Annotated in this window: 12 protein-coding genes and 1 pseudogene; 12 read left to right on the plus strand and 1 reads right to left on the minus strand. The window is 70.2% G+C overall.

Annotated features, from left to right (window positions below; translation table 11 throughout):
- Positions 1–13 precede the first annotated feature (13 nt).
- The 12 genes and pseudogenes from QE388_RS01335 to QE388_RS01390 all read left to right on the plus strand — a co-directional run bounded on the left by QE388_RS01335 (position 14) and on the right by QE388_RS01390 (position 12,621).
- Positions 14–1,213 (plus strand): YihY/virulence factor BrkB family protein, encoded by a 1,200-nt coding sequence (locus QE388_RS01335; RefSeq protein ID WP_307382386.1) that lies wholly within the window; start codon positions 14–16, stop codon positions 1,211–1,213.
- Between the two features lie 37 nt (positions 1,214–1,250).
- The gene (locus QE388_RS01340) at positions 1,251–2,099 is read left to right on the plus strand and encodes an exodeoxyribonuclease III (RefSeq protein ID WP_307382387.1); all 849 of its coding nucleotides are present in this window, start codon (positions 1,251–1,253) and stop codon (positions 2,097–2,099) included.
- A 161-nt stretch (positions 2,100–2,260) separates the two neighbouring features.
- A complete protein-coding gene (trpS, locus tag QE388_RS01345) occupies positions 2,261–3,265 on the plus strand; it encodes a tryptophan--tRNA ligase (RefSeq protein WP_307382388.1) in 1,005 nt (334 codons plus the stop codon).
- A 180-nt stretch (positions 3,266–3,445) separates the two neighbouring features.
- Positions 3,446–4,310 (plus strand): annotated as a pseudogene (locus tag QE388_RS01350) (Fpg/Nei family DNA glycosylase).
- Between the two features lie 287 nt (positions 4,311–4,597).
- Complete coding sequence (gene ribD / locus QE388_RS01355) at positions 4,598–5,629, plus strand: bifunctional diaminohydroxyphosphoribosylaminopyrimidine deaminase/5-amino-6-(5-phosphoribosylamino)uracil reductase RibD (protein WP_307382390.1); 1,032 nt, start codon at positions 4,598–4,600, stop codon at positions 5,627–5,629.
- A complete protein-coding gene (locus tag QE388_RS01360) occupies positions 5,629–6,285 on the plus strand; it encodes a riboflavin synthase (protein WP_307382392.1) in 657 nt (218 codons plus the stop codon). Before ribD ends, QE388_RS01360 begins: the two co-directional genes overlap by 1 nt.
- Entirely contained in the window at positions 6,282–7,550 is a 1,269-nt protein-coding gene (ribA, locus tag QE388_RS01365) for a GTP cyclohydrolase II (RefSeq protein WP_307382394.1), read from the plus strand. Before QE388_RS01360 ends, ribA begins: the two co-directional genes overlap by 4 nt.
- A complete protein-coding gene (gene ribH / locus QE388_RS01370; protein WP_307382396.1) occupies positions 7,550–8,023 on the plus strand; it encodes a 6,7-dimethyl-8-ribityllumazine synthase in 474 nt (157 codons plus the stop codon). Before ribA ends, ribH begins: the two co-directional genes overlap by 1 nt.
- Positions 8,024–8,267: 244 nt before the next feature.
- Complete coding sequence (locus tag QE388_RS01375) at positions 8,268–8,621, plus strand: Fe-S protein (protein WP_307382398.1); 354 nt, start codon at positions 8,268–8,270, stop codon at positions 8,619–8,621.
- A 169-nt stretch (positions 8,622–8,790) separates the two neighbouring features.
- A complete protein-coding gene (locus tag QE388_RS01380; protein ID WP_307382400.1) occupies positions 8,791–10,242 on the plus strand; it encodes an MFS transporter in 1,452 nt (483 codons plus the stop codon).
- A 110-nt stretch (positions 10,243–10,352) separates the two neighbouring features.
- The gene (locus QE388_RS01385) at positions 10,353–10,568 is read left to right on the plus strand and encodes an AsnC family protein (protein WP_307382403.1); all 216 of its coding nucleotides are present in this window, start codon (positions 10,353–10,355) and stop codon (positions 10,566–10,568) included.
- A gap of 187 nt (positions 10,569–10,755) precedes the next feature.
- Entirely contained in the window at positions 10,756–12,621 is a 1,866-nt protein-coding gene (locus tag QE388_RS01390; RefSeq protein ID WP_307382405.1) for an ABC transporter ATP-binding protein, read from the plus strand.
- A 787-nt stretch (positions 12,622–13,408) separates the two neighbouring features.
- Here QE388_RS01390 and QE388_RS01395 read toward each other — a convergent pair.
- The gene (locus QE388_RS01395) at positions 13,409–15,292 is read right to left on the minus strand and encodes a phosphoenolpyruvate carboxykinase (GTP) (protein WP_275796764.1); all 1,884 of its coding nucleotides are present in this window, start codon (positions 15,290–15,292) and stop codon (positions 13,409–13,411) included.
- Positions 15,293–15,378 lie beyond the last annotated feature (86 nt).

Genomic DNA, 15,378 nt, shown 5'->3' on the forward strand with positions numbered 1-15,378 from the left:
TTAGGCTCGACGCGTGACCGACAGCCGCCACGACCCGCGCCCGCTCCCCGCGGCCGGCGAAGAGGAGCGCACGCTGCGCGACCGCTTCGACGCGGCTCAGCTGGCGGTGCGTGAGCGCCTCGACGAACCGCTCGCACGGGCGGCCAAGGTCGTGCAGTGGTTCCCGATCCGCGTCTGGCGGCACTTCCTGCAGCACAACGGCTTCCTTCTCGCGGCGGGGATGAGCTACCAGGGCCTGTTCGCCGTGTTCTCGGCGCTCTACCTGTCTTTCGCCGCGGTCGGGATCTGGCTCGGCGGAAGCAAGGCCGCCATCGACGGGCTCATCGGCATCATCAACAGCTATATCCCGGGCCTGATCAGTAAGAACGGTCTCGTCCAGCCCGACAAGGTCGAAGCGGTCGCCCAAGAGAGCGGCAAGCTGCTCGGTATCACCGGAGCGGTCGCCGCGATCGTCGTCATCTGGACGGCGATCGGTTTCGTGACCTTCACGCGCCGCGCCGTGCGCGACACGTTCGGCCTCCCCTTCGACATGCGCAACTACGCGCTGTTGAAGGCCCGAGACTTCGTCGCATCCCTGCTGTTCGGGCTCGCGCTGCTGGTCGGCGCCCTCCTCGGTTCCATCACCACCGGCGCCGTCGACCTCGTGTTCGGCATCCTCGGGTGGGATCGCGAGACACCCGGGTGGACGATCGGTGCGCGGGCCATCTCGGCCCTGGTGGCGTTCGGGGTGAACACCGTGGCGCTCGCCGCGCTCTTCCGCTTCCTGACCGGGACGAGCCTGAGCTGGCGGCGGGCCTGGCCGGGCGCACTCGTGGGCGCCGGCGGAATGGTCGTCCTGCAGATCGGTGCGGGATTCCTCCTCGTGTACACCCCGACGAACCCCCTCCTCGGAACGTTCGCCGCCCTCATCGGTTTCCTTCTGTGGTTCCGCCTCATCGGAATCGTCATCCTCGTGTCGGCCGCCTGGATCGCCGTCGCGGCGGGCGACCGTGACGTGCCCCTGCGTTCGCCAGAGGACAGGCTCGCGATGGAGCAGGCGGCTCTCGTCATCGCCGCGCAGGTGGGGGTGCGCGAGGCCGAGCGAGCGGCCGCGACCGCCCGCTGGCCGTGGCGCTGGCGCGCACGCCGACGGGTCGCCGCGGCCCGGAGGAATCTCGCTCAGGCGCAGGCCGCCGTTCCGGCTCCCCGCCGCACGTCGCTCCTCCCCGACTGACCGGGCCGATGTCGGAGGCCCCCATTAGGCTCGTGGGGTGGCTCGTTCCGTACGCATCGTCTCGATCAACGTCAATGGCATCCGTGCCGCCGTCCGCAAGGGCATGACCGAATGGCTCGAAGCCTCGGGCGCCGACATCGTCGCCCTGCAAGAGGTGCGCGCCACCGCCGACCAGCTCGCGGAGGCCCTTCCCGGGTGGGAGATCGTCAACGACGAGGCGCTGCAGAAGGGCCGCGCGGGCGTCGCGATCATCAGCCGGCTCCCCGGCGTCGACACCCGCACGCACCTCGGCCCCGAGCCTCTCGACGCGTCCGGCCGTTGGATCGAGACCGACTTCGACATCGACGGCGAGACCATCACGATCGTCAGCGCCTACGTGCACAGCGGTGAGGTCGACACCCCCAAACAAGACGCGAAGTGGTTGTTCCTGGATGCCATGGAGCAGCGTCTCCAGACCCTCAAGGCCGAGCGCGAGCTCGCTCTCGTCACGGGCGACCTGAACGTGGGGCACCGCGAGCTCGACATCAAGAATTGGCGCGGCAACCGCAAGAACGCGGGCTTCCTCCCGCGCGAACGTGCGTACTTCGACCGCTTCTTCGGGCCCGCCGGCGAGAAGGTCGAGGGAGTCGACGGCTCCGTCGGTACCGGCCTCGGCTGGATCGACGTCGGGCGTCGCGAGGTCGGCGAGGTCGAGGGGCCGTACACGTTCTGGTCGATGCGTGGGAAGGCGTTCGACACCGACAGCGGATGGCGCATCGACTACCACGTCGCCACGCCCGCACTGGCGGAGCGGGTGACCGCGTACCGCGTCGATCGCGCCCCCTCGTACGACACGCGCTGGAGCGACCACGCGCCGGTGATCGTGGACTATACGCTCGGGCGCTGAGGGCGGGTCCGCGGCCAGGCCGCGGGAGCGGGGTGCGGCATCCTGTGCTGGTGTCCGCGTCCAGGGCACGGGGGCGGAGTCCCGCGCGCGGTGCTGCGGCCCTCGCCACGATGCTCACCGCAGGGTCCGGGCGCGGCGTGCCCGACGCCTAGGATCGAGGGGTGACCCAGCAGCGCCTCTACTCCGGAATGCAGCCCTCCGCCGACAGCCTTCAGATCGGCAACTACATCGGTGCGCTGCTGCAGTGGCGTCAGCTTCAGGACGAGTACGACGCCTTCTTCTCGGTCGTCGACCTGCACGCCCTCACGCAGCCGGGCGACCCCGCCGAGCGTCGCGAAAAGACCCGCCGCACGGCCGCTCAGTACATCGCCGCGGGCATCGAGCCGTCGCGCTCGACGCTCTACGTCCAGTCGCACGTCCCCGCGCACGCGGAGCTGCAGTGGGTGCTCTCGACCATGACCGGGTTCGGCGAGGCCGGGCGCATGACGCAGTTCAAGGACAAGTCGGCACGCTACGGAGCGGATGCCACCAACGTCGGCCTCTTCACGTACCCGGTCCTCATGGCCGCCGACATCCTGCTGTACCAGACCGACGTCGTGCCGGTCGGCGACGACCAGAAGCAGCACATCGAACTCACCCGCGACCTCGCCGAACGTTTCAACAAGAGCTTCGGCGAGACCTTCACGATGCCGAAGCCGATGATCCAGCGCGAAACGGCCCGCATCTACGACCTGCAGAACCCCACCTCCAAGATGTCGAAGTCGGCCGAGTCCGACGCCGGCGTGCTGTGGATGCTCGACGAGCCGAAGGTCAGCGCGAAGAAGATCATGCGGGCGGTCACCGACTCGGAGGGGTCCGTGCGCTTCGACCGCGACGAGAAGCCGGGTGTCTCCAACCTCCTCGTGATCTACTCCGCCCTCACCGGCCGCGACATCACCGCGATCGAGGACGAGTACGCGGGCCGTGGTTACGGCGACTTCAAGAAGGGTCTCGCCGAGGTCGTGGTGAACGAGTTCGAGCCGGTGCGCGAGCGTGCGCTCGAGCTCATCGCCGACCCCGCCGAGCTCGACCGCGTGCTCGCGACGAACGCCGAGCGGGCGGCATCCGTCGCCGAGAAGACCCTCGCCGACGTCTACGACCGCATCGGGCTCCTGCGCCGAGGCTGAACGAGAGGTCTGCCGCGCAGCGGATTCGGAAACGGGCAGCAGATCCGGATGCCAGGGCTCACCGTCGTCCGAATCCGCGACGCATCTCCGAATCCAGCGCCCCCTGCCTCGACGAACCGAGACGCAGCGCACCGACGCAAGGGTCGTGACGATGTCGGAGACCCATGGCAGCATGGGCGCATGCCGGAGATGCCTGAGGTCGAGGGGCTCGTGGGGTTCCTGCGCGGCCGTGTCACGGGGCTGCACGTTTCGAAGGCAACCGTGTCGGCGATCAATGCGCTGAAGACCTACGACCCGCCTTTGACGGCTCTGGTGGGCTCGGCCGTCACCGCCGTCGACCGGCACGGCAAGTTCGTCGACGTTTCGACCGACGCGGGAGTGCACCTGGTCTTCCACCTCGCGAAGGCGGGGTGGCTGCGCTGGTACGACGCGTTGCCGTCCACGATCATCAAGCCCGGGAAGACCCCGATCGCCCTGCGCGTCGGCTTCGACGACGCGCTCGGGCTTCGACCTCACCGAGGCCGGCACGAAGAAGTCGCTCGCCGTCTATGCGGTGCGCACCCCCGACGAGGTGCCCGGCATCGCGCGGCTCGGTCCCGACCCGCTGAGCGACGGCTTCGACCGCGCCGCGTTCGGCAAGCTGCTCACCGGTCGCCGCACGCAGATCAAGGGCGTGCTGCGCGATCAGTCGATCATCGCCGGGGTCGGCAACGCGTACTCCGACGAGATCATGCACGCCGCGAAGATGTCTCCATATGCCCTCGCCGCGACGCTCACCGACGACGAGGTCGACCGGCTCTTCCGCGCGATGGTCGAGACGCTCACCGAGGCGATCGACGAAGCGCGCGGCAAACCGCCGGCGGAGCTGAAGGATGCCAAGAGGCGCGGCATGCGCGTGCACGGACGACGTGGCGAGGCGTGTCCCGTCTGCGGCGACGAGGTGCGCAGCGTGTTCTTCGCCGACAACTCGCTCGAGTACTGCCCGACGTGCCAGACCGGCGGCAAGCTGCTGGCCGACCGGCGGCTGTCGCGGCTTCTGAAATAGCGCGCGGCCGGCGCCTTCGTGTCAATCCATGTCGGGGAATGAAACCGGCCACACTGCGTTGACTACACTTCGAAGTGCAAACAACGTGCTCCGGGGTCGGTGAGAATCCGAACCGGCGGTGACAGTCCGCGAACCCCTCCGCCTGTGCGGTGGGGCCGATCCGGTGGAATTCCGGGACCGACGGTGATGCGACGGGAAACCGACGCTAGTCCGGATAGGAGGCAGCACGGACGGCGCATCGCGCCTTCCCGCTGGCCCTGCCCCGACGCCGCGGGAAGGACAGGGAAATGGCATCCGCCGTCGAGATCGACGCCATGCGGCGAGCGCTGGAGCTCGCCCGGCGCGGCCCGCGCGGGCTCAACCCGCAGGTCGGCGCGGTCATTCTCTCCCCGACCGGCGAGATCCTCGCCGAGGGGTACCACCGCGGCGCAGGGACTTCGCACGCCGAGGTCGACGCCCTCTCGCAGCTCCCGCCCGGCGCGGCCCGCGGCACGACGGCGGTCGTGACCCTCGAGCCCTGCAACCACACCGGGCGCACCGGCCCGTGCGCGGTCGCCCTCATCGAAGCCGGCGTGGATCGTGTCGTCTTCGCTCTCGACGACCCCACGGATGCCGCGTCCGGTGGTGCCGACCGGCTCCGCGCCGCGGGGGTCGAGGTCGAGCGCGGCGTCGAGAAGGACGCCGCCGAGGAACTCATCCACGACTGGGCCGCCCTGCAGCGCACCGGTCGCCCGCACGTCACCGTCAAGTGGGCGCAGAGCCTCGATGGCCGTGCCGCCGCCGACGATGGGACGAGCCAGTGGATCACCGGACCGGCCGCGCGTCGCGACGTGCACTCCCGCCGAGCGGGCGCGGATGCGATCGTGGCCGGCACCGGGACGGTCCGCGCCGACGATCCGGCTCTGACCGCGCGGGATGAGAACGGCGCGCTCCTTCCCGCCCAGCCCGTACCGGTCATCATCGGCGAGAGCGAAACGGCTCCGGATGCCGCCGTCCGCCGACACCCGCGAGAGCCCCTGTTCTTCGCGACGCACGACCTGCAGACGGTCCTCGCCGAGCTCGCCGGCCAGGGCATCCAGCGCGTCTTCGTCGAGGGCGGTCCGACCCTCGCGAGCGCCTTCATCCGGGACGGCCTCGCCGACGAGCTGCTCGTCTACGTCGCGCCGGTCCTGCTCGGAGGCTCGCGCCTCGCCCTCGGCGACATCGGCGTTCCCACCATCGACGCCGCCCGGCGCCTGGTCGTGGCATCCGTTCAGAACCTCGGCGACGATCTGCTGATCGTCGCCCACCCCACCACCCGAACGCAGGGAGATCACTGATGTTCACCGGAATCGTCGAAGAGATGGGCGCCATCACCGCGGTCGAACCGTCGGGCGACGGCGTGCGCGTGACCGTACGCGCTCCCCTTTCGGTCTCGGATGCCGGCCACGGCGACTCGATCTCGGTCAGCGGCGTGTGCCTCACCGTCGTCGACCAGGGCGAGGACTGGTTCACCGCCGACGTGATGAAGCAGACGCTCGACATGTCGACGCTCGCCGACGTCGCACCGGGTCGCCCCGTGAACCTGGAGCGCGCGACGGCGGCGCACGGGCGCCTCGGCGGTCACATCGTCCAGGGCCACATCGACGGCACGGGCGTGGTGCGCGAGGTGCGTCCCGGTGCGCAGTGGAGCGTCGTGCGCATCGGCATCCCGAAGCACCTGGCTCCCCTCGTCGTCGACAAGGGGTCGATCGCGATCGACGGCGTCTCGCTCACCGTGAGCGCCGTGAGCGATGCCGGCGAGGCAGAGCAGTGGCTCGAGGTGTCGCTCATCCCTGAGACGCTCGCCGCGACAACCCTCGGTGAGGCGGTGGCCGGAACCCCGGTCAACCTCGAGACCGACATCCTCGCGCGCCACGTGCAGCGCATGCTCGCCTTCCGTGCATCTGAGAACCCCGCGGCTGACGCCGCATCGACCGAGAGGGGCTCCGCATGAGCCTGTCCACCATCCCCGAGGCCCTGGAGGCCCTGCGCGCCGGCCGGCCGATCCTGGTCGCCGACGACGAGAACCGCGAGAACGAGGGCGACGTCATCCTGTCGGCCGCGCTCGCGACCCGCGAAGCCCTGGCCTGGACCGTCCGCTGGTCCAGCGGGTACGTCTGCGCGCCCATGCCCGCCGAGTGGGCGGACCGCCTCGACCTGCCGCCCATGGTCGCGGTCAACGAGGACGCGCGCGGCACCGCGTACACCGTGAGCGTCGACGCCGCGTCGGGTGTGACGACCGGCATCAGCGCCGCCGACCGCGCTCGCACGCTCAACGTCCTCGCCGACCCCGAGTCGGTGCCGACCAGCGTCATCCGCCCCGGGCACATCCTCCCGCTGCGCGCCGTCGACGGCGGCGTCCGCGAGCGGGCCGGCCACACCGAGGCGGCGGTCGACCTCATGAAGCTCGCGGGCCTCGAACCGGTCGCCGCGATCGCCGAGGTCGTCGCCGAAGACGGCAGCATGATGCGCCTGCCCGGACTCTTCGAACTCGGCGAGCGCGACGGCATCCCGGTCATCACGATCGAGCAGCTCATCGGTTACCTCAACGAGACCGACCCGCTGCCCACATCGGCCCCCGCGCGCCGCCGTGTGAGCCTGCGTGCCGAGTCGAACGTGCCCACCACGCACGGCGTCTTCCGCTTCCTCGCGTACAAGGACCGCGTCACCGGGACCGACCACATCGCGGTCGTCTCAGGTGAGCTGGGCACGGAGGCCCCACTCGTCCGCGTGCACTCCGAGTGCCTGACCGGCGAGGCGTTCGGCTCACTGAAGTGCGAATGCGGCCCCCAGCTCGACGCGGCACTCGACCGCATCGACAAGGACGGCGGCATCGTCATCTACATGCGCGGCCACGAGGGGCGCGGCATCGGCCTCATCAACAAGCTGCGGGCCTACAACCTGCAGGAGCGCGGCCTCGACACCGTGGATGCCAACCTCGCCCTCGGCCTTCCCGCCGACGCGCGCGACTACGCCGCCGCGGCCGGCATCCTGGCCGACCTCGGTGTCGAACAGGTGCGCCTGTTGACGAACAACACCGACAAGGTGAACCAGCTCCGCGGCTTCGGCCTCGACGTCGTCGAGCAGGTTCCGCTCCTCGTCGGCGTCGGCCCCAACAACCACCAGTACCTCGAGACGAAGCGCGACCGGATGGGTCACATCATCGCCGAGGACGACCTGCGCGATGCCCTCGCGCACATGAAGGAAGAGAGCGCCTGATGGCCGGTAGTGGAGCACCCGAGACCGGCGGCGTCGACGCGTCGGGCCTGAACGTCGTCGTCATCGCCGGCACCTGGCACGAGGTCATCACCGAGGGCCTGATCGCCGGGGCGAAGAAAGTGCTGGATGCCACGGGTGCCACGTACCGCGTGGTGCGCGTCCCAGGATCCTTCGAGCTGCCGGTCGCCGCGAAGGCCGCGTTCGACGGCGGGGCGGATGCCGTCGTCGCCCTCGGCGTGATCATCCGGGGCGGGACGCCGCACTTCGAGTTCGTCTCGTCGGCCGCGACCGACGGTCTCACCCGCGTCGCGCTCGACGCGGGCAAGCCCGTCGGCTTCGGCGTGCTGACCCTCGACGACGAGCAGCAGGGCCTCGACCGCGCCGGCCTCGAGGGGTCGAAGGAAGACAAGGGCGAAGAGGCCGCGGACGCGGCGATCCGTACCGCGCTGGTCCTGCGGGAGCTGCGCGGCTGAGAGGTTCGGACGAGGGGCCCGGCGACCACTGCGGTCGCCGGGCCCGTTCTCGTTCGCGGGGAGGGACGGAGGTGGCTGAGCCTGTCGAAGCCACCGGGGCGTCCGCGGGTCGGGGGCGGGCCCTTCGACAAGCTCAGGGACCGCGCGCGCGGGGCTCAGGGACCGCGCGCGGAGGTCAGGGACCGCGTCGCGGTGAGGCCCGCCTTCCTGGCGTCGGACCCGCGGGATCCCTACCCTGACCGGTATGGAGATCCTGCGTCACGCCGTCGTCCTCGTCCACCTCGTGGGGTTCGCGATCCTCTTCGGCGCGTGGGTCGTCGAGGCCGTGGCGCGCCGCGTGCGCGTGACGCCGCTGATGAACTATGCCCTCGTGATCTCGCTCGTCTCGGGTCTGGCCCTGGCGGCCCCGTGGGGCCTGGAACACGACCTCAACTACACCAAGATCGGCGTCAAACTCGTCGTCCTCCTCGCGATCGGCGCGCTCCTCGGCATCGGCTCGGCGCGGCAGAAGCGCGGCGCCGACCTGGCACCCGCGGTGTTCTGGCTCGTCGGCATCCTGACCCTGCTCAATGCCGCGCTCGCGGTGCTCTGGCGCTGACGCGTCCGCCTTCCCAGCGCGCGCATAGACTGAACGGTCGGCGGTCCCCATCCGGGATCGCCTCCGGGTGCTGTTCGGCGATCCCGGATGCCAGCACCCCCGGCATCCGTCCCGCCCCACCCCGCGCTCCCACGACGGACGCAACCGATCGCTCTCTCGTCAGGCAATCATGACTTCCTCATCCCCCACCGTCCCCGCGTCGTCCGCTCCCGCCAATCCGCGCTCCCGTGTCATCACCGCGAGCCTCATCGGCACGACGATCGAGTTCTACGACTTCTACGCGTACGCCACCGCCGCGGTCCTCGTCTTCCCCGTCCTCTTCTTCCCGACCGGCAACGACACGACCTCGCTGCTGCTGTCGTTCAGCGTCTTCGGCGCGGCGATGGTCGCGCGGCCCCTCGGCGCGATCGTGTTCGGCCACTTCGGCGACCGGTTCGGCCGCAAGGCCACGCTCGTGGCATCCCTTCTCACCATGGGTGTCGCGACCTTCCTCATCGGCTGCCTGCCGACCTTCAACGAGATCGGTGTCTGGGCGGCGATCCTGCTGCTGATCATGCGTCTCGCGCAGGGGTTCGCCCTCGGCGGCGAGTGGTCGGGCGCGGCCCTCGTGGCGACCGAGAACGCCCCGAAGGGCAAGCGGGCCTGGTACGGCACGTTCCCGCAGCTGGGTGCGCCGATCGGCTTCATCATCGCCAACGGCATCTTCCTCATCATCAACTTCGCCCTGCCGCACCCCGACGGCACCGCCCAGCGTTCGGCGGAGTTCCTCGCGTGGGGCTGGCGCGTGCCGTTCCTGTTCTCGGCCGTCATGGTGATCGTCGGCCTCTGGGTGCGACTCAAGCTCGTCGAGAGCGAGTCGTTCGCCAAGGCCGAGAAGACCGGCGTGATCAAGAAGTTCCCGCTCGGCGAGGCCATCCGCCGCAACTGGGTGCAGCTGATCCTCGGCACGTTCATCATGCTGGCGACCTACGTGCTCTTCTATCTCATGACGAGCTTCACGCTCTCGTACGGCACCAAGCCCACGGAGGCCGGCGCCGCCGCGGCCGCGGAGAAGGCAGGAACGCCCTTCGATCCGGCCACGTACGTCCCCGGACTGGGCTTCGGCTACACCGACTTCGTCATCATGCAGATCATCGGCGTCGTCTTCTTCGGCATCTTCACGATGCTGTCGGGACCGGTGGCCGATCGTCTGGGGCGCAAGCGTCTGCTGATCGGGGTGACGATCGCGATCATCGTGTTCGGTCTGACGTTCTCGTTCTTCCTCACGCCGCAGACCGACGCGGGCTCCACGCGCCTCCTCGTCCAGGCCTTCCTCATCATCGGCTTCCTGCTGATGGGGACGACGTTCGGCCCGATGGGCGCGGTGCTGCCCGAGCTGTTCCCGACGAACGTCCGCTACACCGGCTCGGCGATCTCGTACAACGTGTCGTCGATCCTGGGAGCGGCCCTCGCGCCGATCGTCGCGGTGGCGCTCTGGGCGGCCGGCGACGGCAACCCGTGGCTCGTGGGCGTCTACCTGTCGGCGATGGGTGTTCTCACCCTCATCGCCGTGGTGCTCTCCCCCGAGACGAAGGACGTCGACTACGACGAGAACATCGCCGCCGGGGCGACCGCGCCGTAACCTCCGGATGCGGAACAGCGGATGCCACGGGGCCTCGGCCTCGTGGCATCCGCTGTTCTGCGGGTCAACCTTTGTTGACACATCCCAACGCGTCAACCATTATTGACGCCATGAACGACACCATTCGCGCCACCCTCGGCGGGCTCGGCGACGACGAGGAGCCCCTCTCCCAACTGCGGCAGCTCGCAGCCCTGCGTCAAGAGATCGCGCGCGTCGAAGAAGCCCAGGTGCGCCGCGCCCGACTCCGCGGGTTCTCGTGGCTCGCGATCGCGAGCGCGCTGGGGGTGTCGAAGCAGGCCGCGCACAAGAAGTACGGGCGGATCTGACGTTCCGAGAGCCTGCGGAGCAAGCGATCCGCACTCCTGAGTCCTCGAGCGGTCTCGCGCCGGACGGCGCCGGACCCGGGCATCGGTCGAGCTTTCACAGGAGTTTGGTCCACCGCCGAATCAGCGCGACCGACGTCGTCGGTGCAGCGGGGTACGGTCGAATCTGATGCCAGAGAACGAGGTCCGCATGTCATCTCCCGCTCGCGCGCGCGGTCGGCGCGGCCGTCGCACCCCCGAGGGGCCGCGCGCGTCGTTCCGCCAGTTGCTGCCGTTCCTGCTCGAGCACAAGCGCACCCTCGCCGTGGTCGCCGTGCTCAGTGTGCTGGGCGCCGCCGCGACGCTCGCGCAGCCCCTGCTGGTCGGCGAGGTCATCTCGCGCGTGCAGAACGCCGTCCCCCTCGGCGCCCTCGTCTGGCTGCTCGTGGCCTTCGTCGTGCTGTCGTCGATCATCTCGGGCTTCCAGCACTACCTGCTTCAGCGCACGGGCACCGCGGTGGTGTACTCGTCACGCAAGCGCCTGATCGCCCGCATCCTGCGTCTGCCCGTCAGCGAGTTCGACGCCCGCCGCACCGGCGATCTCGTCTCGCGCGTGGGCACCGACACCACGCTGCTGTACGCCGTGCTCACGCAGGGATTCGCGGATGCCGTGGGCAACGCGCTCATCCTCGTGGGCGCCGTGATCGCGATGGCGTTCATCGACCCGCTGCTCCTCGGACTGATCGTCGTCGTCGTGGGTGCCTCGCTCGCGTTGGTCGTGTTGCTCAGCACGCGCATCCGCGCGGCCTCCGCCGAGCAGCAGGCCAGAGTCGGAGAGCTTTCGTCGGGGGTGGAGCGAGCGGTCGGGTCGATCCGGACGATCCGTGCTGCCGGGGCGACGGAGCGGGAGACCGCGGCCGTGACGCGAACCGCCACCGCCGCGTACGACGCCGGCGTGCGCATCGCGCGGGTGTCGGCTCTGATCGTTCCGATCGCCTTCGTCGCGCTACAGGTCTCGCTGCTCGTCGTGCTGGGCGTCGGCGGGTACCGCGTGGCATCCGGAGCGATCGACGTCGCGTCGCTCGTCACCTTCGTGATCTTCCTCTTCCTGCTCGTGCAGCCCCTCGCCTCGGCGATCGGTGCCATCACGTCGGTGAATCAGGCGCTCGGCGCACTCGGACGCATCCAGGAGGTCCTCGATCTTCCCCTCGAGAGCGATGGCGACCAGCCGCGGGCGGCGGGCTCGATTCCGGATGCCGCTGCGTTGGAGTTCCGCGACGTGCGGTTCCGGTACCCCGAGCACGTCGTGAAGGCACGCGAGGCGGCGGCCCGGGAGGCCCGCTCGGTCCTCGCCGATGTCCACCTCCAGACGGAGGAGCTTCCCGCGGAGAGCGACCGCGAGGTGCTGCGCGGGGTGTCGTTCACGGTGCCCCGCGGGTCGCGCGTGGCACTGGTGGGGCCGTCGGGGGCGGGCAAGAGCACGATCCTGTCGCTCGTCGAGCGCTTCTACGACCCGACCGAGGGGGCGATCCTCGTCGACGGCGTCGATGCGCGCGACCTCGCGCGCGACGAGCTGCGGGCCCGCTTCGGGTACGTCGAGCAGGACGCCCCGACCCTGGCCGGCACAATCGCCGACAATCTGCGGCTCGCCTCGCCCGCGGCATCCGATGCCGACTGCGAGCGCGTGCTGCGCGAGGTCAACCTCGGCGACGTGCTCGAGCGGAGCCCCCTCGGCGTCGACGCCCCCGTCGGCGAAGACGGCGTGATGCTCTCGGGCGGCGAGCGTCAGCGCCTCGCGATCGCGCGAGCGTTGCTGGCGGCTCCCCCGGTGCTGCTGCTCGACGAGTCGACCTCGTCGCTCGACGGCGTGAACGAGCAACGTATGCGCGAGGCGATCGACGCGGTGGCGACCGACCGCACGCTCCTGGTCATCGCGCACCGCCTGTCGACGGTCGTCGACAGCGACCTCATCGTGGTGCTCGAGAACGGCCGCGTCGTCGGTCAGGGCACGCACAGCGAGCTCGTGGCATCCACTCCCCTGTATCGGGATCTGGCGAAGCATCAGCTGCTGGTGTAGCGGGGTCGGCTTCGGCCGGCGGTCGGGCGCGGGGTGGGTCGCTGCTGGCCGCGGGCGGCTCGGGGCTTCGGGGCGGGTGTGCGCGCACGCATAAACACGATCCGCGCACGGAAACACGCTCTGCACGCGTTTGCGTGAGCAGACAGCGTTTATGCGCGACCGCCACGGCGCGGACGCCCCGCGCGGACGCGCCCCGATACCACGGACCGCTGTCCGCGCGGGCTCCCGCGCCGCTACCCGCGCGGACTCCCGTCCGCACGCGTAAACACAATCCGCGCACGGAAACACGCTCTCCACGTGTTTCCGTGAGCAAACAGCGTTTATGCGCGACCGCCACGGCGCCGACGCCCCGCGCAGACGCGCCCCGGCATCGCCGACCGGCGAACGGAGTCGCCCGGCATCGCCCGCACCGTCCGCGCGGGCCCCCGCGCCGCCGCTCGCCCGCCAACACGCATAAACACGATCCGCGCACAGAAACACGCTCTGCACGCGTTTCCGTGAGCAAACAGCGTTTATGCGACGAACCGGTGCCGCGGGAGCGCTCGCGCGACAGCTCAGCGCCGCACCAACGCCATCGCAACGGCTCGGCGCCACGCGAACGCCAGCGCAACGGCCCCGGCGCCGCGGCAACGCCCGTGCGACGGCTCGGGCCGGCGGGACGCCCGCGGGGCGCGGGTCACGCCCGGCGTGGACGTACCGATGCCCCTCCTGCGCGCCAAGAACGGGAGGGGCATCGGATTCGAAGGGCTCACCCGCCCGCGCGGGAGGCGGGACGGGGCGAGCGGAATCAGGCGCGCTGCAGGCGGTAGCGCAGGGCCGCGAGCTCGGCGCGGAGGGCGGCGGGAAGGTGCGAACCGAAGGTGTCGAAGAACTCCTCGGTCAGGTCGGCCTCGGCGAGCCACGAGTCACGGTCGATCGCGAACAGCTCATCGAGGTCGGTGGCGGGGATCTCGAGACCCGACAGGTCGAGGTCGTCCACGCGGGGCAGGCGGCCGATCGGGCTGTCCACGGCGTCGACCTGTCCGTCGACGCGGCGGATGATCCAGTCGATCACGCGGGCGTTGTCACCGAAGCCGGGCCAGAGGAAGCGGCCGTCGTCGCCCTTGCGGAACCAGTTGACCTGGAAGATGCGCGGGGCGCGGTCGAAGCGGAGCTTCTGCCCCACGTTCAGCCAGTGGCCGAAGTAGTCGCCCATGTTGTAGCCGCAGAACGGCAGCATCGCGAAGGGGTCGCGGCGGAGCTCGCCGACCGTGCCCTCCTGCGCGGCGGTCTTCTCCGAAGACACCGTCGAGCCGAGGAAGACGCCGTGCGACCAGTCCGTGGCCTCGACGACGAGCGGGACGTTCGTCGCGCGGCGTCCGCCGAACAGGATGACATCGAGAGGAACACCCTCGGGGGCCTCCCAGTCCTGCGCGATCTGCGGGCACTGAGCGGCGCCGACCGTGAAACGCGAGTTGGGGTGCGCGGCGGGGCGACCGGACGCGGGCGTCCAGGGCTTGCCCTCCCAGTCGATGAGCTGCGGGGGCGCCTCGTCGGTCAGGCCCTCCCACCAGACGTCGCCATCGGGGCGGAGCGCGACGTTCGTGAAGATCGTGTTGCCCCACAGCGTCTCGATCGCGGTCACGTTCGTGGACTCACCGGTGCCGGGAGCGACACCGAAGAAGCCGGCCTCGGGGTTGATGGCCCACAGGCGTCCGTCCTCACCCGGACGGATCCAGGTGATGTCGTCGCCGAGGGTCTCGACGCGCCACCCGGGGATCGTGGGGCGGAGCATCGCGAGGTTGGTCTTGCCGCAGGCCGAGGGGAACGCGGCGGCGACGTGGTACGCCTTGCCCTTCGGGTCGATCACGCGGATGAGGAGCATGTGCTCGGCCAGCCAGCCCTCGTCACGACCGATGACCGAGGCGATGCGCAGGGCGAAGCACTTCTTGGCGAGGATCGCGTTGCCGCCGTAGCCCGAACCGAACGACCAGACCTCGAGGGTGTCGGGGAAGTGGACGATGTACTTCTCGTCGTTGCACGGCCACGCGACGTCGGACTCGCCCGGCGCGAGCGGCGCGCCGACCGAGTGCACGGTCTTCACCCACGGAGCCCCCGCGGCGATCTGTTCGGTGACGGCGCTGCCCACGCGGGTCATGACACCGATGGATGCCACGGCGTAGGCGCTATCGGTGATCTGGACGCCGATGTGGCTGAGGGGGCCGCCGACGGCGCCCATCGAGAAGGGGACGACGTACATCGTCCGGCCGCGCATGGAGCCCTCGAAGACGCCGTTCAGCGTCTCGCGGATCTCGGCCGGGGCGATCCAGTTGTTGGTGGGGCCGGCATCCTCTTCGCGCTCGGACGCGATGTAGGTGCGCGACTCGAGGCGGGCGACGTCGCCGGGGTGCGAACGCGCGAGGTAGGAGCCCGGGCGCCACTCGGGGTTGAGCTTGATGAGCTTGCCCTCGTCGACCATCTCGCGAAGGAGCGCGTCGTTCTCGGCGGCGGAACCGTCGACCCAGTGGATACGGTCGGGCTGCGTGAGGGCGGCGACCTGGTCGACCCAGGCGAGGAGGCCGGGCATGCCGGGACCGTCGACGTCAGGACGCGCGCCGTAACCGGGGCGGGCGACGGGAGCGGTCGCGGCGGCGCGGCCGGTGGGGCGGGCGAAGATGTCGGCGAGGGCCATGTCGTCTCCTTTGAGCGGAATTCTGTGGTGTTCCCCTACTCTGACCGGCTCCTAGCCGATCTTTAGGCCAAAAGTTGTCAAAAAAA

Origin of the sequence: Microbacterium sp. SORGH_AS_0969 (genome assembly GCF_030818255.1) — a bacterium.
In the GTDB taxonomy this organism is placed as follows: Bacteria; Actinomycetota; Actinomycetes; order Actinomycetales; family Microbacteriaceae; genus Microbacterium.

Coding starts and splice junctions, on each gene's coding strand:
- ribD (WP_307382390.1), top strand. CDS start 4,598: ATGGCATCCGCCGTCGAGATCGACGCCATGCGGCGAGCGCTGGAGCTC.
- QE388_RS01360 (WP_307382392.1), top strand. CDS start 5,629: ATGTTCACCGGAATCGTCGAAGAGATGGGCGCCATCACCGCGGTCGAA.
- ribA (WP_307382394.1), top strand. CDS start 6,282: ATGAGCCTGTCCACCATCCCCGAGGCCCTGGAGGCCCTGCGCGCCGGC.
- ribH (WP_307382396.1), top strand. CDS start 7,550: ATGGCCGGTAGTGGAGCACCCGAGACCGGCGGCGTCGACGCGTCGGGC.
- QE388_RS01375 (WP_307382398.1), top strand. CDS start 8,268: ATGGAGATCCTGCGTCACGCCGTCGTCCTCGTCCACCTCGTGGGGTTC.
- QE388_RS01380 (WP_307382400.1), top strand. CDS start 8,791: ATGACTTCCTCATCCCCCACCGTCCCCGCGTCGTCCGCTCCCGCCAAT.
- QE388_RS01385 (WP_307382403.1), top strand. CDS start 10,353: ATGAACGACACCATTCGCGCCACCCTCGGCGGGCTCGGCGACGACGAG.
- QE388_RS01390 (WP_307382405.1), top strand. CDS start 10,756: ATGTCATCTCCCGCTCGCGCGCGCGGTCGGCGCGGCCGTCGCACCCCC.
- QE388_RS01395 (WP_275796764.1), bottom strand. CDS start 15,292: ATGGCCCTCGCCGACATCTTCGCCCGCCCCACCGGCCGCGCCGCCGCG.